Here is a 22,188-nt window from a genome sequence, read left to right on the forward strand (position 1 = left end):
CGGGCTTGACCCGAGGGTCACTCCCCCATGCCTGAATGTTTGTGGCTTCCGAACTGGCCCTCGGGTCAAGCCCGAGGGAAGTGCAGTGGGTGGGAGGTCTTCGAGGACAGGGATGGGAGCGACACGTTTCGCCTTCGGTGAGGAAAGCTCCAGCGTTCGCTGGAGCAAAACTAGTTCGCCCGCACAATCTTATTGATGTGCCCCATCTTCCGCCCAGGCCGCGCTTCCGCCTTGCCATAAAGATGCGGTTGGGTATCGCCATCGATGCCGCCGGGGACAATATCGACCTCGTCGCCGATCAGGTTCTGCATGACCACATCGGCATAGCGCTGCGGATCGCCGAGCGGCCAGCCGGCAACGGCGCGGATGTGCTGTTCGAACTGGTCGGTGAGGCACACTGCTTCAGTCCAGTGGCCGGAATTATGGACGCGGGGTGCGATCTCGTTGACGACGAGGCTCGGGCGCTCGCCGCCGATGACGAAAAACTCGACGCCAAGCACCCCGACATAATCGAGCGCAACGACGATGACCTTGGCGAGCATGGCCGCATGTTTGGCAATGCCCGGCGCAATCTCGGCGGGAACCGTCGAGGTGAAGAGGATATGGTCGCGATGGACATTTTCGGCCGGATCGAAGGCCCGCACGGTGCCATCCGCGCCGCGCGCCACAACGACAGAGATTTCCTTTTCGAAATCCACAAAACCTTCGAGCACCAGCGGATGCGGCTTCAAATCGGCAAAGGCTGATGCCGCGTCTTCCGGCGCCCGCAGCACGCGCTGCCCCTTGCCGTCATAGCCAAGCCGCGTGGTCTTCAGAACTGCGGGAAGGCCAATCGCAGAGATCGCGTCATTGAGCTCATCGAGCGAATGAACCGCGCGATAGGGCGCGACCGGAATATTCTTCGAGGCCAGAAAGCTCTTCTCGGCCAAACGATCCTGCGAGATCGCCAGGGCGTTGGCGCCTGGCCGAAGCGGCTTCAAACTTGCGAGAATTTCGGCCGTCGCTGCCGGCACATTCTCAAATTCATAGGTGATGACATCGACCTCTGCCGCGAAGGCCCGCAGCGCAGATGCATCATCATATGCCGCGACGGTCTTCAGTGGAGTCACGTCAAAGGCGGGGCTTTGCGGATCGGGGCAATAGATGTGGCTCTTGAGCCCAAGCTTTGCTGCCGCGAGGGCCAGCATCCGGCCCAACTGGCCACCGCCCAAAATGCCGATGGTGGCGCCGGGGCGCAGCGCCGCAAAAGTGTCTGCCAAGAGTTTTACTCGAGATCGGAGGGGAAATGCGGCACGGCCTTCGCCTGCCGTTCGCGATGCGCGTCGAGCCGGTCGGCCAATTCGTCATCATTGAGGGCCAGAACCGCCGCAGCCAAAAGGGCGGCATTGATCGCGCCCGGCTCGCCAATGGCGAGCGTGCCGACGGGAATGCCGCCGGGCATCTGCACGATGGAATAAAGGCTATCGAGCCCGCTTAGTGCCTTGGAGCGCACCGGCACACCGAAGACGGGAAGCGGTGTCATCGCGGCGATCATGCCCGGCAGATGCGCGGCGCCTCCAGCCCCGGCGATGATGATCTTGATGCCTTCGGCGCGGGCATTGGTAGCAAAATCCACCAGGCGCTCGGGCGTCCGGTGCGCCGAGACGATCCGCGCCTCATATTCGATTTCAAGGGATTCGAGTGTTTCGGCGGCAAGACGCATGGTCGGCCAGTCCGATTGACTGCCCATGACGATGGCCACAGGTGGCTTGAGCATGGCGGTGTCTCCCCTGCCGCTCCGCAAAAACCGCATCTAGCTCAAAATCAAAGACCGCTCAAGCCGGGGCGGGGCGCTCAGCGACTTTTCAGGCGATGATATCGGGCAGTAAAATGTTTTCGAGCTGGGTGATGCGGTCTTTCAGCGCCAATTTGCGCTTCTTGAGCCGCTGCACGAGCATCTTGTCGGAAAATTGCGACTGCGTCAGCGTGTGGATCGCCGCGTCAAGATCCGCATGCTCCTGCCGCTTTGTCGCCAGTTCCAGCCCGAGTTGGGCCTCTTGTTCCTTGCTGAGCTGCAGCATGACCGGAAAACCCTGCTCCCACTCACCTTTGGTTAACGCATCACACCTTGTTTTGCATCTGATTTCGATGAGCTGCCCATCTGTGCTCGACAAACCATGAAAGATTTGTGACCATGATCCTCGTCCACGATGTCTAAGGAGTTGTCTATGACTACTGAAGGCCACATCGCAGCGCTGGAGCGGCGCCACCAGGAACTGGACCGGCAGATTCAGGCAGAGATGCAGAATCGCCAATATGACGACCTGATGGTTTCCACGCTGAAGCGAAAAAAGCTCGAAGTAAAAGACGAACTGTCGCGTTATTCCGAAGCGCAGCATTAATCGGTCGGACGACCATCTATCACTGAATTCTGAGGGTCACGGATTTTCCGCGGCCCTTTTTATTTGGGCATGGCAACGCCTTCGCGCCGTTTGGCGCGCGCAAAAGCGAAGCCGAAATATTTAGGATTAACACCCTCTTAACGCCGTTTCTTCATTGTCTTCCCAAAACGGCACACCCGATTCGTGCCTTTTGCCCGCAATCAGCTTTGGGATAGGCATGACGCGCGTTCTTGTGGTCGATGACGATCCGGTCCAACTCCGGCTTACTGCCGAAATTGCCAATCGAGCCGGCTTCAAGCCATTGACGGCGACGGGGGGCGAGCAAGCCCTCGCTATTCTGCGCGACGATCGCAAGATCGGCGCGATGATCCTCGATCTCGTCATGCCCGATCTCGACGGCATGGGGGTCATGTCGGTGATGCGGGCCGAGGGACTCACCACGCCGGTGATCATCCAGACGGCCAATGCCTCGCTCGAAACCGTCATCTCGGCCATGCGCCAGGGCGCAGCTGACTATTTCGTCAAACCCGTTTCGCCCGAGCGCCTCATCATCTCGCTGCGCAATGCGATGAAGCTCGATACGCTCGAAGCGGCTATCCGCTCCGACACGGCCAAGCGCAGTGGCACACTGACCCAATCGGACATGATCGCGACGGCACCAGCCATGGCCCGCGTGCTGACGCTTTCGGGCAAGGCGGCGAAAAGCCCGATCCCGGTGCTCATCGAGGGCGAAACCGGCGTCGGCAAGGAAATGGTCGCGCGCATCATTCAGGGCATGTCCGATCGCGCGGGAAAACCGTTCGTGACCGTCAATTGCGGCGCCATCCCACCCAATCTCGTTGAATCCGTGCTCTTCGGGCACAAGAAGGGGGCCTTTACCGGCGCCATTGCCGACCAGGCGGGGAAATTTGCCGAGGCCCATGGCGGTACGCTGTTCCTCGATGAAGTGGGCGAACTGCCGCTCGAAACGCAGGTCAAACTGCTCCGCGCCTTGCAGGAAGGCGAGATCGAGCCGGTCGGCGCGGCGCGGCCAGAGCGGGTCAATGTACGGGTGATTTCGGCCACCAACCGGCGCCTGCTCAACCTCGCCAAATCGGGCGAATTCCGCGAGGACCTGTTTTATCGGCTCAATGTTTTCCCGATCTACGTGCCGCCGCTGCGCGAGCGAATGGAAGATCTGCAGAACCTTACGGCTCATTTCGTCGCCCGCCTTTCGGCGGAAGCGGGCAAGCGCGTCGTTGGCGTGACGCCCAAGGCGCTCGATCTGCTCGCCTCCTACGATTGGCCGGGCAATGTCCGCCAGCTTGAAAACGCCATCTATCGCGCCATCGTCCTTGCTGACTCGGCCTTTCTTGAGCCCAAGGATTTTCCGCAGATTCTCGCGCAAGCTGCCGGCCGCGATGAGGCGTATCGCGCGACCGAGCGCGCCCCGGTCTTGGCGGCGCCCATTCATATCGATACCGCTCCGGCTCGGCCGCGGCCTGAGCCCGAAATCGAGCCGATGCAGGATCGCTTCCTCAGTTCGGCAGGGGATCTGCGCGCACTTGGCGATATCGAGCGCGAGGCTATTGCCTTTGCCATCGACTATCACGGCGGCCGCATGTCGCGTGTCGCAAGGGCGCTGGGGATCGGCCGCTCGACGCTCTACCGCAAGCTCCATGAATATGGCATGGCCGAGGGGCTGATCAGCGATGCGGCTTAGGCGGGAAAGCGCTGCAAGGCCGCGTTGCAAAACGCTGCCTTGCGCATAACGCCCCCGTTCTTTAGAGACCGCCCTAAATCGTAACGCATAGTCGTCCTCATGGTGAGGTGCGGAGCGCAGCGTAGCCTCGAACCACGAGGACGTGGCACGCGCTCCTTGAACCACGCCCTCGTCCTTCGAGGCTTGCCTCCGGCAAGCACCTCAGGATGAGGACTACTGAATTTCAAGGGCTCCCCATGATCCGCCTCGAAAGCATCGGCAAGCAGAACGGCAAGCAGATCGTCTTTATCGAGGCATCGGCAACGCTGCTCAAGGGCGAGAAGATCGGTCTTGTAGGGCCCAATGGCGCGGGCAAGACGACGCTTTTCCGCATGATCACCGGCGAAGAGCAGCCCGATGAGGGCCAGGTTTCGGTCGAGCGCGGCACGACCATCGGCTATTTCAGCCAGGATGTTGGCGAAATGAGCGGGGTCAGCGCGGTTGCTGCCGTCATGGATGGCGCCGGCCCGGTCAGTGAAATTGTCAGGGAAATGCGCGCGCTCGAAGCCGATATGGGTGATCCCGATAAGGCCGACGAGATGGACGCCATCATCGAGCGCTATGGGGAAATCCAGCACCAGTTCGAAGAGCTCGACGGCTATTCGCTCGATGGGCGCGCGCGCGAAGTGCTCGATGGCCTCGGCTTTTCGCAGGAAATGATGGATGGCGATGTCGGCGCGCTTTCGGGCGGCTGGAAGATGCGCGTGGCGCTCGCCAAGATCCTTCTCATGCGCCCCGACGCGCTACTGCTCGACGAACCCTCGAACCACCTCGATCTCGAAAGCCTGATCTGGCTCGAAGAGTTTTTGCAGAATTATCAGGGCGCTCTCTTCATGACCTCGCACGACCGCGAATTCATGAACCGGATCTGCACGAAAATCGTCGAGATCGACGCCGGCGCGCTGACGACTTATTCGGGCAATTACGAATTTTATCAGCAGCAGCGGGCGCTGGCCGAAAAGAACCAGCAGGCGCAGTTCGAGCGCCAGCAGGCCATGCTCGCAAAAGAGCTCGATTTCATCGCGCGCTTCAAGGCGCGCGCCAGCCATGCGGCGCAGGTGCAGAGCCGGGTGAAAAAGCTCGACAAGATCGACCGCGTCGAGCCGCCCAAGCGCCGGCAGACTGTCGATTTCGAATTTCGCCCAGCGCCCCGCTCGGGTGAAGACGTCGCGCTTTTGAAGGGCGTGTCGAAAAGCTATGGGTCGCGCTCGATTTATAACGGGCTCGATTTCCACGTTCGTCGGCGTGAACGCTGGGCGATCATGGGCATCAACGGCGCGGGCAAGTCGACGCTGCTGAAACTGGTGACCGGCACCACCGATCCAGATGATGGTTCGGTCTCGCGCGGTCCGTCGGTGAAGATGGCCTATTTTGCCCAGCACGCGATGGATGTGCTCGATGGCGACCTGACTGTCTTCGGCCAGCTCGAATATTCCTTCCCGCAGGCAGGCCAGGCGCCGCTGCGTGCGCTGGCCGGCGCCTTCGGCTTTTCAGGCGACGATATCGAAAAGAAGTGTCGCGTGCTTTCGGGCGGCGAAAAGGCGCGTCTCGTCATGGCGATGATGCTGTTCGATCCACCGAATTTTCTGGTGCTCGACGAGCCGACCAACCACCTCGATATCGCGACCAAGGAAATGCTGATAACGGCGCTGAGCAATTACGAAGGCACCATGCTCTTCGTCAGCCACGATCGGCATTTCCTCGCCGCGCTCTCCAATCGTGTGCTCGAGCTGACGCCCGAGGGCGTTCATGTCTATGGCGGTGGCTATACCGAATATGTCGCCTCGACCGGCCGCGAGGCACCCGGTCTCCATAGCTGAGGCGCGACGCTAGCGCTGCACGGCCGAGCGGGTGCGCCTCAAGTCGGCGCTGGCGAGGGCGATGGCCAGCAGCGCCAAAGCCGGCATGAGGATGACGAGCGCGCTGCGGGCTTCGGGGAAGAGCAGCGTGCCGGCAAGGGAGGCGAGGAAACCGCCGCCCATCTGAAAGAAGCCGGTCAATGCTCCCGCTGAACCGGCAATTTCGCCAAAGCCTGACATGGCGGCGGCGGTGGCGCTGGGGCTGATGCAGGCAAGCGACAGCATCCAGAAGCCCACGGGGATCATGACAGCCAGAACCTCATTGGGCCAGATGCGCGGGGCTATGGCGTAGCCAAGGCCCGAGAGCCCGATGAGCACCAGACCGATGGCGACCAGTTGCCAGCCATCGACGCGCTTGGCGAGGCGCGCGGCAATGAGATTGCCGGTGATGAACGAGCCCGTCTGGATCAGCATGGCCATGGCGAACTGGAAGGGCGTGAGGCCGATCTGATCGATGAGCACGAAGGGCAGGAGCGCGGCGGAGGCGTAAAAGCCACCAAAGGCGGCCGCCAGCGTACCGGCGGGCAGCAGAAAGGCCGGGGCGCGGAGGAGGCGTCGATAATTGCCGAGGATCGTGCGCGGATTGAGCGGGACGCGCCGGTCGGCGGGGAGCGTTTCGCGGGCGGAAAAGCCCAGAAGCGCTATAATGGCGAGGCCGAAGCCGCCCATGACGACGAACATCAAGTGCCATGAGCCGATCGCAAGAAGCGCCGTGCCGAGTGTCGGGGCGATGGCCGGGGCGACGGTGAGAACGAGGTTGATCAGGGTGAGAATGCCAATCGCTTCGCGGCCGACGAAGAGATCGCGGACCATGGCGCGCGACAGCGCTACGCCTGCCGAGACGCCGAACCCCTGGAGGATGCGGCCGATGAGTAGCATTTCAAGGTTTTGCGCCGAGGTGCAGACCAGTGCGCCCAGCACGTAGATGGCAAAGAAGGCGATGCCGACCATGCGCCGGCCATAGCGGTCGGACAGCGGGCCGCAGATCAATTGGGCCAGCGCAAAGGCGGCGAAATAGACGGTGAGCGTCAGCTTGCCGCCAGCGTCGGTCGTGCCGAGATCGATGACCATGCCGGGCAAGGCGGGGGCATAGAGCGTCAGGCTAAGAGGGCCGGTCGCGACCATGAGGCCGCCGATGATGGCGGTGCGGCGGCCGGACATGGCGCCCGATGCGGATGAGACGGTCAGCGGACGGCTCCGGCGCGGGTGAAGAAAGCCTTGGCCTTGGCCCAGATTCCAGCATCCCACAGATCGGAATGGTCGGCGCCCGGGACGATCCAAAGTTCGTCCTTGTTAGGGACGAGATCATAGAGCCGTTCGCCATTCGATACGTCGATGGTGCGATCGGCCGTGCCGTGGCCGATGAAAACCGGCTCTGTGACATTGGCGATCCACTGATCGGAATGGAACTGATCGAGCATGACGAGGCTGACCGGCAGGAAGGGATAGCGCTCGGCGGCGACGCCGACAGCGGAGAGGAAGGGCGTTTCAAGAAGCAGAGCGAGCGCATCCCTCTGGCTCGCGACATAGGTCGCCGGGCCCGTGCCGAGCGAGCGGCCCCAGATGACGAGGGGGAAGCCTTGCTTCTGCGCCCAATCGAAGGCGGCGATGGAATCATCGAGGATTCCGGCTTCGCTGATCGAACCGGGCGAGGCGGGGAAACCGCGGTAGTCAAAAGCGAGGAAGCCGTAGCCCTCGGCGGCAAAGGTCTGGTAGCGCTCGTGCTCAGCCGAGAAGCTTTCAGAATTGCCTTTGTAATAGATGATCAGCGGCTTGCCGGGCGATGGCGCCTTGTACCAGCCATTGACGACGGAGCCATCCACCGGAATGGCGACGTCTTGGGCGCCGGGAATGCCGGCTTCGGCGAGGGTGGTTACCTCGCCGAACGGATTGTACTGCAAGGCGCGCTGGTTGACATACATGTAACCGACGATGCCAAGATAGGCGATGACGACGAGCCCCACCAGGGCCAGAACAGCAAGACGTAGGCGCTTCACCGATGCGATCCTCAAATCATTCGGGTCAGCTATAGCGTCTCGCCGATCTCAAATCTCGGAAATTGTCTTCTCAAGGGCTTGGGCAAAGACCTCGTCCGGCTGCGCGCCCGAAAGGGCATACTTTTCGCCGAAGACGAAGAACGGCACGCCGCGAATACCCTGCTGGGAGGCGGAGGTGGCGAGCTGTTCGGTGGTTGCCAACTCATTGGCGTCGTTCATCGCATCGAGCGCATCGCCGCGATCCCAGCCGAATTCGGCGGCGATATCGGCGAGGATATTGTCGTCGTTGATCTGGCGATGATCGAGGAAATAGGCCTCGGCAATGGCATTGGCCAATTCGTGCTGGTTGCCATTGGGCTTGGAGAGGCGCGTGATGGTGTGCGCCTTGGCCGTGTTGAACATGCGCGGCTGCTTGGAGAGATCAAGCGTGATGCCAGCCTTGGCGGCTTCGCTTTCGACCCGCTCCCACATTTCCTTGGGGTCGCGACCGTATTTTTGCTTGAGCATCTCGCCGACATCGACGCCTTCGGGCGGAACCGTCGGGTCGAGATAGAAGGGGTGATTTTCGACGACCACATCGACATCGTCGGGGACATTGGCGAGGGCGGCATCGAGACGGGCCGAGCCGACGAGGCACCAGGGGCAAACGACATCGGTGAAGACGTCAATCTTGAGCGTGCGAGCCATGGTTCGCTCCAAAATGAAAGGTGCCCCCATGTGGGCTGCTTAACGCAGACCCGCAAGAAGGCACCTTTGGGTAACTTGTCTGGCCGGCCGTTAGATCGCAGCAGGCGCTGGGTTCTGTGCGGTCACCAGAGCAAAAGGCGGAGCCCAGGCGGCGGAGATGGCAAGGCCAAGCACTGCGCCAAATCCAATCCAGCCGAGCATTGGGATCATCAGCCAGCCACCAAGGCGCGAGACGCGCGCCACGCGGATGGACGTTGCGAGGCCAAGCATCATGACGCCCGTCATGACAAGCGCAAGCTGCAGCGAATCAAGCGGGGCAGCGAAGAACGGAAAAGCGATCATGCCAATGATGAGGGCAATGCCCCAGGGCAGAGCCTTGCGACCGCGCAGCCCCTGACCATAAGCGATGCCGATGCCGAGACCAGCCATGGCAAGCGCCACGAGATGAATGCCCGCGCCAACCCAGCCTGGAAGGCCGGCAGGCGAGAAAAAGAGCGGCATGACGCCAAGGCTTTCGGCCATAAAATTGGCCGCGCCAAAACCGGCGAGGGGGAGAAGGGCCGACAGAACGGGACGTGCGACATTGCCGATTTCCGCCTTGTGAGCGGTCGGAGCGAGTGTCGTATTTTGAGCCGTCAAGGTCGCCATTTTAGGCTCCCGAATTGTTCGATTTCGCGGAGTCAATGGCGAATTGCACGAAGAAGTTCCCTAAACGTCAACACGCTCCCGTGTAGGCCCGGCTTGCCGCAGGGGCAGGCCAGGGCTATGTGCGGGGCGGATGAAGAGGGATTGGCGATGAGTGACGACGACCTAAACCAGCGCCTGGATCGGCTCGAAAGCCGTATCGCGTTTCAGGACCAGACGATCGAGGATCTCAACGTCGTCATCACCGAGCAGTGGACGGCGATGGAGCAGTTGCGGCGCCGGCTTGATGCCATGGAAGAGCAGGTGCGCAGCGGGAGCTATATTGCGGATCCGGCGAACGAGAAGCCGCCCCCACATTACTGACGTGTCGTTAGTCGCGGCGCCGGTAGGCTTTGCTCCACCCCCTCCCAGCCTCCCCCATCTAGGGGGAGGTGTGGATCGAGTCTGTACCGCGATTTGATCAAATCCACCGGCCCTGCACCTCCCCCTTGATGGGGGAGGCTGGGAGGGGGTGACCTCCACTACCGAGAGAGCGCCTCCGCCAGGTAGGGCAGGCTGATGTCCATGCGGTAATCGACGCTGGAGTGGTTGTCGGGGAATTCCTCGTAGCAGTGGGCAACGCCCTTTTGCGCGAGGGTTTTGTGGATGCGGCGGGAGCCGTAGAGGATGTTGTATTGATCCTCGGTGCCGCAATCGAGGTAGAAGGCCTTCAGTTTGCCGATGGCGTCGGCATGGGTTTCGACCATGCGGGCCGGGTCCCATTTGCGCCAATTGGCCCAGCGCTCTTCGATCAATTCGCAGGTGTCCATGGTGACGGGCAGGCGGAGGCCGAGGAAGGTGCCGGGGTTGTCGTCGGGGTCGAAGCTGGCGGCCTGGGCGAGGATCATCAGGACCAGCGTGTCCTTGCCATCGATCTTTGGCTTGGCCTCGAAGGCGCGGAGCCAGGTTTCGATATCGTTGCCGAATTTGGCTAGGGCACGGAGGGTGCCGGGGAATTCGGGGATATAGAGATTTTCAAAGCCGGCATCACCCGAATGGCTGGCCGCCGCGGCCCAGAAATCGGAATGCAGCATGGCGTGGACGAGCGAGCCGAAGCCGCCTGAGGATTTACCGAAAACGCCGCGTCTGCCGGCGCCGCCGCAGTTGAATTTTTCTTCGACCGTCGGGACCATCTCTTCGATGAGAAAATCCTCGTAATTTCCGAGGACGAGGCTGTTCACATATTGATTGCCGCCGAGACGCGAGAAACAATCGGGGAAGGCGACGACGACGGGCGGCATCTTGCCATCGCCGATCAGGCGATCGAGACGCTCGGGGACGTTTTCGCCAAAGTTTTTCCAGGCGGTGTGGGCCGGGCCGCCGGCGGTGAAGCCGACGAGATCGACGAGTAGTGGCAGGCCTTCGCCAGTGTGACCGGCGGGGACATAGACATCGACCAAGCGCGCAGTGGGGTCGCCAAGGCGATTGCCAGCGATGGCTTTGCTCTCCACGGTCAGGCGATGAATGGTGCCGGCGGGGTGGCTGGTGCGGCGCATGGTCTTGGCTCCCTTTGCTCGTTGGGCACGAGGTTTGGCCCACCAGCATGTCCTTGGCAAGACGATGTGAACCGGGGGGCGGCAAGAGTCGTTGGAGGAATTATGGGCTTTCTCATAGACCGCAATCTCTACGTTCCTGCCATTGACGCCTGGATCGATCCGGCGGAGCCGAAGCCGCGTGCCATCATTACCCATGGCCATGCCGACCATGCGCGGTCGGGCCATGGCAGCGTTTTGGCGACACCCGACACGATCGAAATCATGAAGGTGCGCTATGGCGTCGATTGCGCTGGGCGGTTCGAGGCGCTCGACTATCGCATGCCGCTTGAGATCGACGGCATGACCGTGAGCTTTCATCCCGCCGGACATATTCTGGGGTCGGCGCAGGTGCTGATGGAGCAAGCCGGGCAGCGGGCCGTGGTGACGGGGGATTATAAACGCCTCCGGGACCGCACGGCGCAGCCCTATGAGGCTGTGGACTGCGATCTCCTGGTGACCGAGGCGACCTTTGGTTTGCCGGTGTTTCAGCATCCCGATCCAAAATTCGAGATCGGACGGTTGCTCAAATCGGTCGAGGCGCAGCCCGAGCGGTGCCATCTTGTCGGCAGCTATGCGCTCGGCAAGGCGCAGCGGGTGATTGCGCTGTTGCGCGATGCGGGATGGGACAAGCCGATCTATCTTCATGGCGCCATGGTGCGGCTTTGCGAACTCTATCAGGCGCTTGGGGTCGAGTTGGGTGAGTTGTTGCCGGCGACGGGGATGCCGAAGGCGGAGATGATGGGGCAGATCGTGATTGCACCGCCATCGGCCATTCGCGACCGGTGGAGCCGAAGGTTTCCCGATCCCGTCGTGTGCCAGGCCTCGGGCTGGATGAGCGTAAAACAGCGCGCAAGACAGGCGCTAGTGGAATTGCCGCTCGTGATTTCGGACCATTGCGACTGGGGCGAACTCAATACGTCGATCCTCGAATGCGGCGCGGAAACGGTTTGGGTGACGCATGGGCGCGAGGATGCGCTGGTTTATTGGTGCCGGCAGCAGGGGCTCTATGCCGAGCCGCTGGCGCTGCCGGGGCTCGATGACGATGGCGGGGAGGGCGGGGAATGAAGCGGTTTGCGGACCTGCTCGAACTCCTGGCGCTGACGCCCTCGCGCTTGCGAAAGATCGAAGCGCTGAAGCGCTATTTTATCGAAGTGCCGGACCCGGATCGTGGCATTGCGCTGGCGGTGCTGACCGGGGAAATGGACATCCGCAACGTCAAGCCAGCGCTGTTGCGCGAGACAGTGTTGCGCGAGGTCGATGAGACGCTCTTTGCGCTGTCCTACGATTATGTCGGGGATCTGGGCGAGACCATCGCGCTGATCTGGCCGCATAAGGGCGAGGGGGAATTGCCCAGCTTGAGCGAGACGGTGGATCTCCTCAACCGCACGAGCAAGGCGGACTTGCCCAAGGTGATCGGCGGGCTGTTGAGCCAGGCGGCGATCCATGAGCGCTGGGCGCTGGTGAAGCTGGCGACCGGCGCATTGCGCATCGGGGTTTCGGCGCGGTTGGCGAAGACCGCATTGGCGGAGATGAGTGGCGTGCCGCTTCAGGATATCGAGGAAGTTTGGCATGGGTTGAAGCCGCCCTATCAGAACCTTTTTGCCTGGCTCGAGGGGAAGAACGCGCGGCCCGACATCGACCATGCGGCGCGGTTTCATCCGCTGATGCTGTCCAATCCGATCGAGGACCGGGATTTCGAAAAGCTCGAGCCCAAGGATTTTTCGGCCGAATGGAAATGGGACGGCATCCGCGTGCAGCTCGTCATGGGGCCAAACGGGGTTTCGATGTTTTCGCGCACGGGCGACGATATCGGCGGCTCGTTTCCCGATGTGGTCGAGAACGCCAAGGGCGAGGCGGTGCTCGATGGCGAACTCTTGGTCGGGCAGGACTTTGACGCGAAGAGCTTTAATGATCTGCAGCAGCGGCTCAATCGCAAGGTGGCTTCGGGCAAACAGATGCAGGAGCTGCCAGCGTTCGTGCGGGTCTATGACATCCTGTTCGATGGGCGCGAGGATGTGCGGGCGCTCGGCTGGGAAGAGCGGCGGGCGCGGCTTGAAAAATGGTTCGCGGCCAATCCGCAGACGCGGCTCGATATCTCGGAAATTCTGCCCTTTGCCGATTGGGAAGACCTGGGGCGATTGCGGCGGATGGGCGCCGATGAACATGGCCACGAGGGCGTCATGCTCAAGCTCAGGACCGCGCCCTATGTGCCGGGGCGGCCCAAGGGATTTTGGTTCAAATGGAAGCGCGATCCCAATGTCGTCGATGCGGTGCTGATGTATGCCCAGCGCGGACACGGCAAGCGCAGCTCTTACTACTCCGACTATACGTTCGGGGTCTGGAAGGGCAACGAGATCGTGCCGATCGGCAAGGCCTATTTCGGCTTCACCGATGAGGAGTTGAAGCAGCTCGACAAGTGGATCCGGGCGCACACGACGGCCAGTTTCGGACCCGTGCGCGAGGTAAAGAAGGAACTCGTGTTTGAAGTGGCCTTCGATAGCGCGCAAAAGAGCGGGCGGCACAAATCGGGCGTCGCGCTCAGGTTTCCGCGCATCAGCCGCATCCGCTGGGACAAGCCGGCGCAGGAGGCGGCGCGGCTTGAGGATATGGATGCCTTCGTCGGTTGATTACGGTCGATAAAATGCGACCCAATATCTTGAGCGGGGTTTAGCGCCCGTCTGGCATGGCTTGGAGACGGAGTGTGCCATGGCCATCAGCGCCGCAAGCTATAACCAGCCGAGTGTCCCCGCGCGCTTTCAGCAGGCGCGGCAAAGTCTCGTCACGCTCAAAAGCACGATCGGCCAAAGCAAGACCACCGAAGAGGTCAGCTTCGAGGTCAAGCGCGAGACGCGCATCCGCTTTGCAACCCAGCCGGTCTATGCGAGCCGGCCGACTTATGGGATGCGCGATGTCTATACCGAGCGGGATGTAACCGAGGACCGGGCGGTCTACGAGACGCGGCCAACTTATGCGGATCGTCCCGTCTATGAGACCAAGCTCACGGGAAGCCGGGATCTGCGGGGCTTTGCGTCGGCGACTGCGGCTGGGCTCGATGAAAAGGCCGATTTTTCGGTGCAGGTCGGATCGGGAGCCGCCGCGCGTGTGCAGTTTACCGGGAGCACCGTGGCGGTGACCCAAAACGGCGCCACCCATAATTTTGCTTATACGGCGAGCGCGGGTTCATTCCAGTCCGCGATGGTCGCGGCGCTCAGTAGCGTGAGCGGGCTCACTGCAAGTCTTGATACTAGTGGCCATCTGTCCCTCAAGTCCGATAACGCCGAGAGCCTGAAGCTAGCAGAAGTCACCAACGAGCTGCTCGATCTTTCCGGCACGGCGCTCGACAAGCTTGGTTTGTCGGCGGGGACTGTGAACCGGCAGCAGACGGGGACGGTCCGCGAGCAGAATGGCACCGAGCAGGTGCAGACGGGAACTGAAACCGTCATTGTCGGCCGTGAAAGCGTCAAGACGGGCAGCGAGCGGTACGAGGTCGGTTCGGAGACGTATATTTCCGGATCAGAGCAGGTCGAGGACGGCACGGAAAGCGTCGTGACCGGCTATGAACGTGTGGTCAAGACCACAGATGCCTCCGCGATCGAGCGGCGCACCAAGCAGATGTCGGCGCGACAGGCCATGGTGAGCCTGATCAAGGCGGCGCAAAACGATATCGGCAGTGCAGGCGCGGTCGGAACGCGGATCGCCGAGGGCTTGGCCGGGATCATTGGTGTTCTGGGCAGCAGCGACCCGCTCAGCGCGGACAAACTCGATACTGCCGTCAGCAATCTCGACAAGGCGCGGGCTGCCTATATGACCAGCGCCTATTCCGGTTCAGGCGGGCTTTTCGCCAAGAGCGTCTAGGCGACCGCTGCGCGAAGGCCCGTCGAGGGGAATTTGCGGCCGGCCTTGATCAACTTGCCATCGTGGCCGAGGGCGCGATCGAACAAGGCTACCAGCAGGGGATTGGGAGAAGCCTGGGGCACGGTGCGGAAAATCGCCTGGCCGGCTTTGTCGGCGGGGAGCGTGCGCGCCAAAATGCCGAGGGCAATGGCGGCGGCGCGGGTGCGGCCCTGAAGGCAGTGGATCATCAGGCGCGCGTCTTTGGGCAGCGTCGCGATGAAGCCTAGGATTTCTTCGATATGGGCCGGGGTCGGTGCGCCGGGGGCGCTGGGATCCACCACGTCTTCGAAGCGCGCATGGATTTGGCGCGTCTGGTCGAAATCGGGCAGGCCGAGATAGCGGTTTTCCGGGCCATAGACCGAAATGATGTGGGTCGGGGCCCATTCGGCACCATTGCGGCGCGCTTCGGTCTGGCTGCAGACCAGCATGGCAGAGGGCCAGCGACTGGGATGGCCGGTGCCATCGGTCAATGGCGTGAACAGCTCGGACATGGGTCTAACTCAAAACGACTCGATCGCGTGCAAGTTTGCGGATTTCGTGCAGCTCGGCAATCGTGGTTTGAAGGTCGGCGAGTTGTTGTTCAAGGAGTTCTAAACGCTCATCCACTTTTTCCGATAAAAGGCTGACTTGCTGGCCGCGGTCAGCGTCATAAAGCGCGAGATAATCCGAGATATCGCGGAGGGAAAAGCCGAGGCGCTTGCCACGGAGAATGAGGATCAGCCGAGCGCGATCGCGGCGGCGGAAGACGCGGGTGGCGCCAAGCCGCTCGGGCGAGATCAGGCCCTTGCTTTCATAAAATCGGATGGCGCGGGTCGAAATGCCGAACTCCTTGGCGAGATCGGCAATCGAATAAAGTTCTGCACTTTCGGGATCGACAGGGCTCACGAGTGGGCGGCCTTCTCTTTCGCGTATTCGGCGCGCAATTCCTTTTTGCTGAGCTTGCCGATCAGCGTCTTGGGCAGCGCGTCCTTGAAGATGATTTCCTTGGGCATTTCGATCTTGTTGAGCTTTTCGGCAAGGAAGTGCTTGAGATCGGTTTCGCTCACGGCCTTGCCGGCGCGGAGCTTGACATAGGCGACGGGCGCCTCGCCGCGATAGGTATCGGGTACGCCGATGACATTGGTTTCCTCGACCGCGTCATGGGTCATCAGCGCTTCCTCGATGATGCGCGGATAGACGTTGAAGCCCGAGCAGATGATCAGATCCTTGATGCGATCGACAAGGAAGACATAGCCGTCTTCGTCCATGTGGCCGACATCGCCCGTGCGCAGCCAGCCGTCGTCAAAGGCTTCCTCTGTCGCTTGCGGATTTTCAAAATAGCCCGGCATGACCTGGGCGCCCTTGACCTGCAGCTCGCCATTTTCGCCGATGCCGACTTCCTTCTTAGTATCGACATCGATGAAGCGGATATCGGTGCCGGGGAGGGGGAGGCCGATGGACATGGGTTTTGAGGCGACGCGAAGCGCAGCGCAGCAGACGACAGGCGAGGCTTCCGTCAGGCCATAGCCTTCGGCGAGAATGGCCTTGGATTTTTTGGCAAAAGCGTTGCGCACTTCGTCGGGCAGGGCGGCGCCACCGGAAATCGCGACTTCGAGGCTTGCGAGATGTTCGGCCTTGGTCGTGTCCGCGCGGGCAACGGCATTGAGCAGCGTCGGCACGGCGGGGAGCACATTGGCCTTGGTGCGCGCGAGAAGATCGAGCAATGCCTTCAACTCAAAGCGCGGCAGCATGACGACCTGGGTGCCATTGCAAAGTGGCACATTCATGCAGACGGTCATCGCAAAGATATGGAAGAAGGGCAGGACGGCGACGACCTTGGAGGGCGGATAAAACAGTCCGCAGCCCCACTTGTCGATTTGGCTCATATTGGCCGCGATATTGGCGTGGGTCAGCAGCGCGCCCTTGGGAATGCCGGTGGTGCCGCCGGTATATTGCTGGACCGCGATATCGGTCTTGGCGTCGATGTGGATCGCGCTCGGGGTGCGCTTAAGGGCAATAAGATCATCAAATGGCGTGATCTGGCTCGCAAGCGGGGATTTCTTGGGGTGCGCCATGTCCTTGCGCTTGAAGAGCGAGAAGAGGACCTTCTTGGCAAGCGGCAAGGCATCGGTGAAATGGCAGACGACGAGCGATTTGACGTGGCCCGCCTTGAGCAGCGCCTCGCCCTTTTCGTAAATCTGCTGGAGATCGAGCGTGACCATGAGGTCAGCGCCGGCATTGGCGGTGATGTGGCTGAGCTCGGCGACGGTATAGAGCGGATTGCAATTGACGACGATGCCGCCGGCCCGCAGCACGCCATAATAGGCGATGGGATAGAATGGCGTGTTGGGCAGCATGAGGGCGACGCGGGTGCCCTTCTTGACACCAAATTCGGACTGCAGCGCTCCGGCAAAGGCAACGATCTTTTTGGAGAGTTCGCCGAAGGTGGTGGTGCCGCCCAGAAAATCGAGCGCGACGGCTGACGGGTTGCGGGCGCAGGCGGCCAAAACCTGTTCATGGACCGGCGTCGTATCGATCTCGGTCTGCCAATCGATGCCGTCGGGATAGTTGGCGATCCAGGGGCGCAGGCGGTCCGTGGCTGCCGTCATAAACTACTCCTCCTCAAGAGGTCGGCGGCGCCGCGGTCTTTTCGACCTGTGCCATTCCTCCCGCCGACACTGACAAGAATTATTTCACGCCTTTACGTTAGCGTCAAACAACTGCCCGTAAACTTTGGAGGAAATGGTGCCGTGCAAGGCGCCATTGCGGGAGGAGTGGCAACCAACATCGTGTGAACGTATTGGGCGCCTGGTTGACGTTTACGTAAACGTTGCTAGTTTTAAGGCAACGATGATCGCGACGCGGTTTTCTTCGCGCGTGATCATAAAGCTGCCCTATCGGCGGCTACGGTTTGGACTTGCGGGCGACGCCCCAACCAATGGCGTCGCGCCGTCCGAGGAGGACAGTGCAGTGGGCCTATTGCTTTTCGTGATCGCGATCGTGGCATTCGCAACCTTGGCTATGCGGGAAAGTCCGCTTTGGCATTGGGGCGTCGCAACGCTGGCGCTGGGGCTGTTGTCCGGCGTCAATTTTGGTCCGGTCCATCCCGAATTCGGGCTCGGCTTTGGCAGTTGGCTGCTGATCGTACTCGGGCTCGTGCTTCTGGCCTTGAGCGTTGCGCCCTTGCGCAAGGCGCTGGTGATCACGCCGGTCTTCGGGGCCGTCAAATCCATCTTGCCGCGCGTCAGCCGCACCGAGCAGGAAGCGCTCGATGCCGGGACCGTCGGCTGGGATGCGGAGCTGTTTTCGGGCCGTCCGAACTGGGACAAGCTGACTGAAATCCGCCCGCTGACGCTGACGGCCGAGGAAGAAGCCTTCCTTGCCGGCCCGACGGAGACGGTGTGCCAGATGATCGACGATTGGGACATCCGCCACAATCGCGCCGATCTCTCGCCCGAGCTTTGGCAGTTCCTCCGCGACAAGGGTTTTTTGGGCATGCTCATCGGCAAGGAGTATGGGGGCTTGGGCTTTTCGGCCCAGGCGCAGTCGATGATCGTGTCCAAGATCGCGAGCCGCTCGGTGGCCGCAGGGATTACCGTCATGGTGCCCAACTCGCTTGGACCAGGCGAATTGCTCGAAAAATACGGCACACCGGCGCAGAAGGAAAAGTATCTCCATCGCCTCGCGACAGGCGTCGATATTCCGTGCTTCGCGCTGACTGGCGTGCATTCCGGTTCGGATGCCGGCGGCATGCGCGATATTGGTATTGTCACCAAGGGCATGTGGAATGGCGAGGAGACGCTGGGCGTCAACCTGACGTTCGACAAGCGCTATATTACGCTTGCGCCGATTGCGACGCTGGTTGGGCTCGCTTTCATTCTCAAGGATCCCAATAATCTCCTCGGTCGCGGCGAGGATATCGGTATTACCCTCGCGCTCATTCCGCATGACCATCCGGGCCTCGATATCGGTCGGCGGCATTTCCCGGCGCGGCAGGCCTTCATGAATGGGCCGGTGCGCGGCAAGGATATGTTCGTGCCGATCGAGTTTTTGATCGGCGGCACCGACTATGCCGGGCAGGGCTGGCGCATGTTGATGGAGTGTCTCTCCACCGGCCGGGCGATTTCGCTGCCGGCGATCGGATCGACCTCGATCAAGGCGACGCTGCGCGCGACTTCGGCCTATGCGCGGGTGCGGCGGCAGTTCGGCATTCCGGTTGGGACCATGGAAGGCGTGGCGGAGCCGCTCGGTGAAATGGTCAAGCGCGCCTATAGTTTTGAGGCGGCGCGGCGGCTGACGGCGTCGATGGTCGATGAGGGTCAGCGCCCGGCGGTGATCGCGGGGCTCCTGAAATACACGACGACGGAAGCCATGCGCGACAGCATGGACGATGCCTTCGATATCCAGGGTGGCCGCGCCATTCAGGACGGGCCGGGCAATTATCTGTTCGGCGCCTATCAGGCGCTGCCGGTGGCCATCACGGTCGAGGGCGCCAATATCCTGACGCGCACGCTGATGACCTTTGCGCAGGGCGTTTTGCGGGCGCATCCCTATCTCCTCAAGGAAGTGCAGGCGGCGCAGAGCAAGGATCGGCAGAAGGGGATCGATGCGTTTGACACCGCCTTTGGCGGGCACACGGCCTTCATGCTGCGCAATATCGTCGCGAGCTTCCTCCATGGGCTGACCAATGGTTCTTTTGCCTCCTCGCCCAATGATGGGCCGATGGCGGGCTGGTATCGCAAGCTGCACCGTTATTCGCAGGCTTTTGCGCTGACGGCGGACTGGACGACGGTGGTGCTGGGCGGGGCGCTTAAGGCCAAGCAGAAGATTTCGGGCCGCATGGCCGATCTTCTGGGTGATCTTTACATCATGTCGGCAACGCTCAAGCGTTTCGAGGAAGAGGGGCGCTTGGCAGAAGATCGGGAACTGGTCGATGCAATCATGGAAGATCGCATTGCCTCGATGGAAAAGACTTTTGGCGAAGTGTTCGACAATTTCCCCAATCCTGTCTTCGGCACGGCCATGCGCTTCCTCTGCTTCCCGCTCGGGCGGCATGCCAAGCCTGCCGCGGATGACGTCAACTACAAGTTCGTCCGCGCCGTATTGCGTCCCGGTGCGTTCCGCGATCGGCTGACCACGGGGGTCTATGTGTCCATGGACCCAAATGACGTGACGGGCGTTCTCGAAGATGCATTCATCAAGGTCACGGAGGCCGAGGACATCGAAGCCCGGTTCATCAAGGCGTCGCGCCGCGGTGTGTTTGATCGCCGTCTCGACCGCGACGCCATTGCCGATGCGGTGGAGGCAGGGGTGATCAACGACAATGAAGCCGGCATCATGCGGGCGGCCGACGAGGCCACCGAGCGCGCCGTGCAGGTGGATGATTTCGACAAGGATGTGCTCAAGCACACAGAGCAGCGGACGGCAGCCGAATAGGCGTCAAGCGGTGGATTGAAGAGGAGCAAGCATGATCGCGCAGGCAACCGAGACCAAGCATTGGAGCTTCCACACCGATCTCGAAAAGATCGGCTGGCTGACCATCAGTTCGCCGACGGGCTCGGTGAATACGCTGAGCCGGGAAGCGATCATGGAGCTCGAAACCCTGGTCGCCCGTTTCGAAGACCTGGCCAATAGCCAGGAAATCATCGGGATCGTGCTGCTCTCTGGCAAGGATTCCGGCTTCATCGCCGGGGCCGATGTCAGTGAATTCGACGCGATGAGCGACTTTTCGGTGCTGCCAGAAGCGCTCAAGCGCACGCATGCGCTGTTTTCGCGGATCGAGAATTTGAAGGTGCCTGTTGTCGCCGGTATCCATGGCTTCTGCCTTGGGGGCGGGCTCGAACTGGCGCTGGCGTGCCACTATCGTATCGCCGTCAATGACGACAAAACCCGCATCGGCTTCCCCGAGGTCAATCTCGGTATTTTCCCGGGCTTTGGCGGTACCGGCCGCTCTATCCGGCAGGCCGGGCCTGTGGACGCGATGCAGATCATGCTGACCGGCAAGATGCTGCGCGCGGGACAGGCGCGAGGGCTCAATCTCGTCGACAAGCTCGTGCGGCATCGCGACATGCTGCGCTGGGAAGGCCGCAAGGCTGTGCTGCAGCATCGCAAATCCCAGCCAGCTGGATTTTTCAAGCGCGCCATGGCTGGGCCGCTCCTCCGCGACTATGTCGCCAACAAGATGCGTGAAGAGGTGGGCAAGAAGGCCAACCGCGTCAATTATCCCGCGCCCTATGCGCTGATCGAACTGTTCGAGCAGCATGGCGGGGATGGGCAATCGATGATCCGCCACGAGGTCGATGCCTTCGTGCCGCTGATGGGTTCACCGACGGCGGCCAATCTTCGGCGGGTGTTTTTCCTCTCCGAAGGACTCAAGAAGCAGGGGCTCAAGGGCGCGAAATTTTCGCGCGTCCATGTCATCGGTGCCGGCGTCATGGGCGGCGATATTGCGGCCTGGTGCGCTTATCGCGGCATGAGCGTCACGTTGCAGGATCTCGACATGGCGCGGATCCAGCCGGCGCTTGATCGGGCAAAGAAACTCTTCCAAAAGCGCTACAAGAAGAAGCGCGAGGTCGATGCGGCGATGCTGCGGCTGACCGCTGACCCTCAGGGCAATGGCGTGCCGCGGGCCGATGTGATTATCGAGGCGGTGGTCGAAAAGCTCGAGGTCAAGCAGTCGATTTTCAAGAGCGTCGAAGGCAAGCTCAAGCCTGGCGCGATCTTGGCGACCAATACGTCTTCCATCGAACTCGAACGCATTGCTGAGGCGCTGCAGGACCCGGCGCGGCTGATCGGGCTTCATTTCTTCAATCCGGTGGCGCAACTGCCGCTGGTCGAGGTGATCAAATCCAAATTCAATTCGGACGAGGCGATCGGCAAGGGCGCGAGCTTTGCGTTGGCCATCGGCAAGTCGCCGGTCGTGGTCAAGTCCGCGCCCGGCTTCCTCGTCAATCGCGTGCTCATGCCCTACATGCTGGGCGCGGTGGAACGGGTCGAGCGCGGCGAAAGCAAGGAATTGCTCGATGCGGCCGCTGTCGCCTTCGGCATGCCGATGGGGCCGATCGAACTGATGGATACCGTGGGGCTCGATGTCGGCAAATCAGTTGCGACCGAGCTTGGGCATTCGGTGCCGGATGGCAGCACGTTTGCGCGGCTGATCGCCGAGGGCAAGCTCGGCCGCAAGACCGGCGAAGGTTTTTACAAATGGGAAAAGGGCAAGGCCATCAAGGGCACCGCGCCCGCGCATACCGATCTCGTCGCGCTCGGGCGTGAGCTCGTCAAGCCGCTTGTCGATATGACCGAAGTGGTGGTGAGCGAAGGCGTTGTGGCCAATGCCGACCTTGCCGATGTCGGCGTCATCATGGGAACGGGCTTTGCGCCCTTCCTTGGCGGGCCGCTCAGAGCCCGTGCCGACGGTCGTGCGTAAAGGGG

20 protein-coding genes are annotated in these 22,188 nt (G+C 61.5%); 9 read left to right on the top strand and 11 right to left on the bottom strand.

What is annotated here, in order from left to right:
* Positions 1-170: 170 nt before the first annotated feature.
* The 3 genes from ASE94_RS02810 to ASE94_RS02820 form a co-directional block, all read right to left on the bottom strand.
* Positions 171-1,259 (bottom strand): 5-(carboxyamino)imidazole ribonucleotide synthase, encoded by a 1,089-nt coding sequence (locus tag ASE94_RS02810; RefSeq protein ID WP_062629129.1) that lies wholly within the window; start codon positions 1,257-1,259, stop codon positions 171-173.
* 5 nt (positions 1,260-1,264) lie between these two features.
* Positions 1,265-1,756 (bottom strand): 5-(carboxyamino)imidazole ribonucleotide mutase, encoded by a 492-nt coding sequence (gene purE / locus ASE94_RS02815; RefSeq protein WP_061909679.1) that lies wholly within the window; start codon positions 1,754-1,756, stop codon positions 1,265-1,267.
* Positions 1,757-1,844: 88 nt separating this feature from the next.
* Positions 1,845-2,060 (bottom strand): DUF465 domain-containing protein, encoded by a 216-nt coding sequence (locus ASE94_RS02820; protein WP_061909677.1) that lies wholly within the window; start codon positions 2,058-2,060, stop codon positions 1,845-1,847.
* Positions 2,061-2,207: 147 nt separating this feature from the next.
* Here ASE94_RS02820 and ASE94_RS20530 point away from each other — a divergent pair, with 147 nt between their 5' ends.
* The 3 genes from ASE94_RS20530 (at position 2,208) to ASE94_RS02830 (ending at position 5,942) form a co-directional block, all read left to right on the top strand.
* The gene (locus tag ASE94_RS20530) at positions 2,208-2,381 is read left to right on the top strand and encodes a DUF465 domain-containing protein (protein ID WP_082460829.1); all 174 of its coding nucleotides are present in this window, start codon (positions 2,208-2,210) and stop codon (positions 2,379-2,381) included.
* Positions 2,382-2,598: 217 nt separating this feature from the next.
* On the top strand, positions 2,599-4,083 hold the full coding sequence (locus ASE94_RS02825) for a sigma-54 dependent transcriptional regulator (protein ID WP_062629130.1): 1,485 nt from the start codon (positions 2,599-2,601) through the stop codon (positions 4,081-4,083).
* A gap of 236 nt (positions 4,084-4,319) precedes the next feature.
* Complete coding sequence (locus tag ASE94_RS02830) at positions 4,320-5,942, top strand: ABC-F family ATP-binding cassette domain-containing protein (RefSeq protein WP_062629131.1); 1,623 nt, start codon at positions 4,320-4,322, stop codon at positions 5,940-5,942.
* A 9-nt stretch (positions 5,943-5,951) separates the two neighbouring features.
* Here ASE94_RS02830 and ASE94_RS02835 read toward each other — a convergent pair whose 3' ends face one another.
* From ASE94_RS02835 to ASE94_RS02850, 4 genes are all read right to left on the bottom strand, one after another.
* On the bottom strand, positions 5,952-7,142 hold the full coding sequence (locus ASE94_RS02835; RefSeq protein WP_062629132.1) for a multidrug effflux MFS transporter: 1,191 nt from the start codon (positions 7,140-7,142) through the stop codon (positions 5,952-5,954).
* 23 nt (positions 7,143-7,165) lie between these two features.
* The gene (locus ASE94_RS02840) at positions 7,166-7,978 is read right to left on the bottom strand and encodes an alpha/beta hydrolase (protein WP_062629133.1); all 813 of its coding nucleotides are present in this window, start codon (positions 7,976-7,978) and stop codon (positions 7,166-7,168) included.
* Positions 7,979-8,026: 48 nt separating this feature from the next.
* Entirely contained in the window at positions 8,027-8,665 is a 639-nt protein-coding gene (locus ASE94_RS02845; protein WP_061909668.1) for a DsbA family oxidoreductase, read from the bottom strand.
* Positions 8,666-8,755: 90 nt separating this feature from the next.
* Entirely contained in the window at positions 8,756-9,313 is a 558-nt protein-coding gene (locus ASE94_RS02850) for a tryptophan-rich sensory protein (protein ID WP_062629134.1), read from the bottom strand.
* Positions 9,314-9,460: 147 nt separating this feature from the next.
* On the opposite strand from ASE94_RS02850, the gene ASE94_RS02855 reads away from it, so the two are divergent.
* A complete protein-coding gene (locus ASE94_RS02855; RefSeq protein ID WP_062629249.1) occupies positions 9,461-9,673 on the top strand; it encodes a SlyX family protein in 213 nt (70 codons plus the stop codon).
* Positions 9,674-9,831: 158 nt separating this feature from the next.
* Here ASE94_RS02855 and ASE94_RS02860 read toward each other — a convergent pair whose 3' ends face one another.
* A complete protein-coding gene (locus tag ASE94_RS02860; protein WP_062629135.1) occupies positions 9,832-10,845 on the bottom strand; it encodes an alpha/beta hydrolase-fold protein in 1,014 nt (337 codons plus the stop codon).
* A gap of 102 nt (positions 10,846-10,947) precedes the next feature.
* Between ASE94_RS02860 and ASE94_RS02865 the strand changes: the two genes are divergently transcribed.
* From ASE94_RS02865 to ASE94_RS02875, 3 genes are all read left to right on the top strand, one after another.
* Positions 10,948-11,949 (top strand): ligase-associated DNA damage response exonuclease, encoded by a 1,002-nt coding sequence (locus ASE94_RS02865; RefSeq protein ID WP_062629136.1) that lies wholly within the window; start codon positions 10,948-10,950, stop codon positions 11,947-11,949.
* Positions 11,946-13,511, top strand: a complete 1,566-nt coding sequence (locus ASE94_RS02870) for a cisplatin damage response ATP-dependent DNA ligase (protein WP_062629137.1) — start codon at positions 11,946-11,948, stop codon at positions 13,509-13,511. Before ASE94_RS02865 ends, ASE94_RS02870 begins: the two co-directional genes overlap by 4 nt.
* A 79-nt stretch (positions 13,512-13,590) precedes the next feature.
* Positions 13,591-14,739 (top strand): hypothetical protein, encoded by a 1,149-nt coding sequence (locus tag ASE94_RS02875; RefSeq protein ID WP_062629138.1) that lies wholly within the window; start codon positions 13,591-13,593, stop codon positions 14,737-14,739.
* On the opposite strand, the gene ASE94_RS02880 is transcribed toward ASE94_RS02875, so the two are convergent.
* The 3 genes from ASE94_RS02880 to ASE94_RS02890 are packed head-to-tail and all read right to left on the bottom strand — an operon-like array spanning position 14,736 to position 17,366.
* Positions 14,736-15,269, bottom strand: coding sequence for a hypothetical protein (locus tag ASE94_RS02880; RefSeq protein WP_061909654.1), 534 nt, complete (start codon positions 15,267-15,269; stop codon positions 14,736-14,738). The two genes, ASE94_RS02875 and ASE94_RS02880, sit on opposite strands and share 4 nt — an antisense overlap.
* Before the next feature lie 4 nt (positions 15,270-15,273).
* The gene (locus ASE94_RS02885; protein WP_062629139.1) at positions 15,274-15,663 is read right to left on the bottom strand and encodes a MerR family DNA-binding transcriptional regulator; all 390 of its coding nucleotides are present in this window, start codon (positions 15,661-15,663) and stop codon (positions 15,274-15,276) included.
* Positions 15,660-17,366: a long-chain fatty acid--CoA ligase gene (locus ASE94_RS02890; protein ID WP_156351792.1), complete on the bottom strand. Its 1,707-nt coding sequence runs from the start codon at positions 17,364-17,366 to the stop codon at positions 15,660-15,662. Before ASE94_RS02890 ends, ASE94_RS02885 begins: the two co-directional genes overlap by 4 nt.
* A 241-nt stretch (positions 17,367-17,607) precedes the next feature.
* Here ASE94_RS02890 and ASE94_RS02895 point away from each other — a divergent pair, with 241 nt between their 5' ends.
* Both ASE94_RS02895 and ASE94_RS02900 read left to right on the top strand, forming a co-directional pair.
* Positions 17,608-20,193, top strand: coding sequence for an acyl-CoA dehydrogenase (locus ASE94_RS02895; protein WP_244483934.1), 2,586 nt, complete (start codon positions 17,608-17,610; stop codon positions 20,191-20,193).
* 31 nt (positions 20,194-20,224) lie between these two features.
* Positions 20,225-22,183, top strand: a complete 1,959-nt coding sequence (locus ASE94_RS02900) for a 3-hydroxyacyl-CoA dehydrogenase NAD-binding domain-containing protein (RefSeq protein ID WP_062629140.1) — start codon at positions 20,225-20,227, stop codon at positions 22,181-22,183.
* Positions 22,184-22,188: the final 5 nt, after the last annotated feature.

Origin of the sequence: Devosia sp. Leaf64 (assembly GCF_001421945.1) — a bacterium.
GTDB lineage: Bacteria > Pseudomonadota > Alphaproteobacteria > Rhizobiales > Devosiaceae > Devosia.

Excerpts from the sequence above, each read along its gene's own strand:
- ASE94_RS02890 (WP_156351792.1), bottom strand. The coding sequence starts at position 17,366 with ATGACGGCAGCCACGGACCGCCTGCGCCCCTGGATCGCCAACTATCCC.
- ASE94_RS02855 (WP_062629249.1), top strand. The coding sequence starts at position 9,461 with ATGAGTGACGACGACCTAAACCAGCGCCTGGATCGGCTCGAAAGCCGT.
- ASE94_RS20530 (WP_082460829.1), top strand. The coding sequence starts at position 2,208 with ATGACTACTGAAGGCCACATCGCAGCGCTGGAGCGGCGCCACCAGGAA.
- purE (WP_061909679.1), bottom strand. The coding sequence starts at position 1,756 with ATGCTCAAGCCACCTGTGGCCATCGTCATGGGCAGTCAATCGGACTGG.
- ASE94_RS02865 (WP_062629136.1), top strand. The coding sequence starts at position 10,948 with ATGGGCTTTCTCATAGACCGCAATCTCTACGTTCCTGCCATTGACGCC.
- ASE94_RS02895 (WP_244483934.1), top strand. The coding sequence starts at position 17,608 with ATGATCGCGACGCGGTTTTCTTCGCGCGTGATCATAAAGCTGCCCTAT.
- ASE94_RS02850 (WP_062629134.1), bottom strand. The coding sequence starts at position 9,313 with ATGGCGACCTTGACGGCTCAAAATACGACACTCGCTCCGACCGCTCAC.
- ASE94_RS02845 (WP_061909668.1), bottom strand. The coding sequence starts at position 8,665 with ATGGCTCGCACGCTCAAGATTGACGTCTTCACCGATGTCGTTTGCCCC.
- ASE94_RS02835 (WP_062629132.1), bottom strand. The coding sequence starts at position 7,142 with ATGTCCGGCCGCCGCACCGCCATCATCGGCGGCCTCATGGTCGCGACC.
- ASE94_RS02875 (WP_062629138.1), top strand. The coding sequence starts at position 13,591 with ATGGCCATCAGCGCCGCAAGCTATAACCAGCCGAGTGTCCCCGCGCGC.
- ASE94_RS02825 (WP_062629130.1), top strand. The coding sequence starts at position 2,599 with ATGACGCGCGTTCTTGTGGTCGATGACGATCCGGTCCAACTCCGGCTT.
- ASE94_RS02860 (WP_062629135.1), bottom strand. The coding sequence starts at position 10,845 with ATGCGCCGCACCAGCCACCCCGCCGGCACCATTCATCGCCTGACCGTG.
- ASE94_RS02880 (WP_061909654.1), bottom strand. The coding sequence starts at position 15,269 with ATGTCCGAGCTGTTCACGCCATTGACCGATGGCACCGGCCATCCCAGT.
- ASE94_RS02820 (WP_061909677.1), bottom strand. The coding sequence starts at position 2,060 with ATGCTGCAGCTCAGCAAGGAACAAGAGGCCCAACTCGGGCTGGAACTG.
- ASE94_RS02870 (WP_062629137.1), top strand. The coding sequence starts at position 11,946 with ATGAAGCGGTTTGCGGACCTGCTCGAACTCCTGGCGCTGACGCCCTCG.
- ASE94_RS02830 (WP_062629131.1), top strand. The coding sequence starts at position 4,320 with ATGATCCGCCTCGAAAGCATCGGCAAGCAGAACGGCAAGCAGATCGTC.
- ASE94_RS02900 (WP_062629140.1), top strand. The coding sequence starts at position 20,225 with ATGATCGCGCAGGCAACCGAGACCAAGCATTGGAGCTTCCACACCGAT.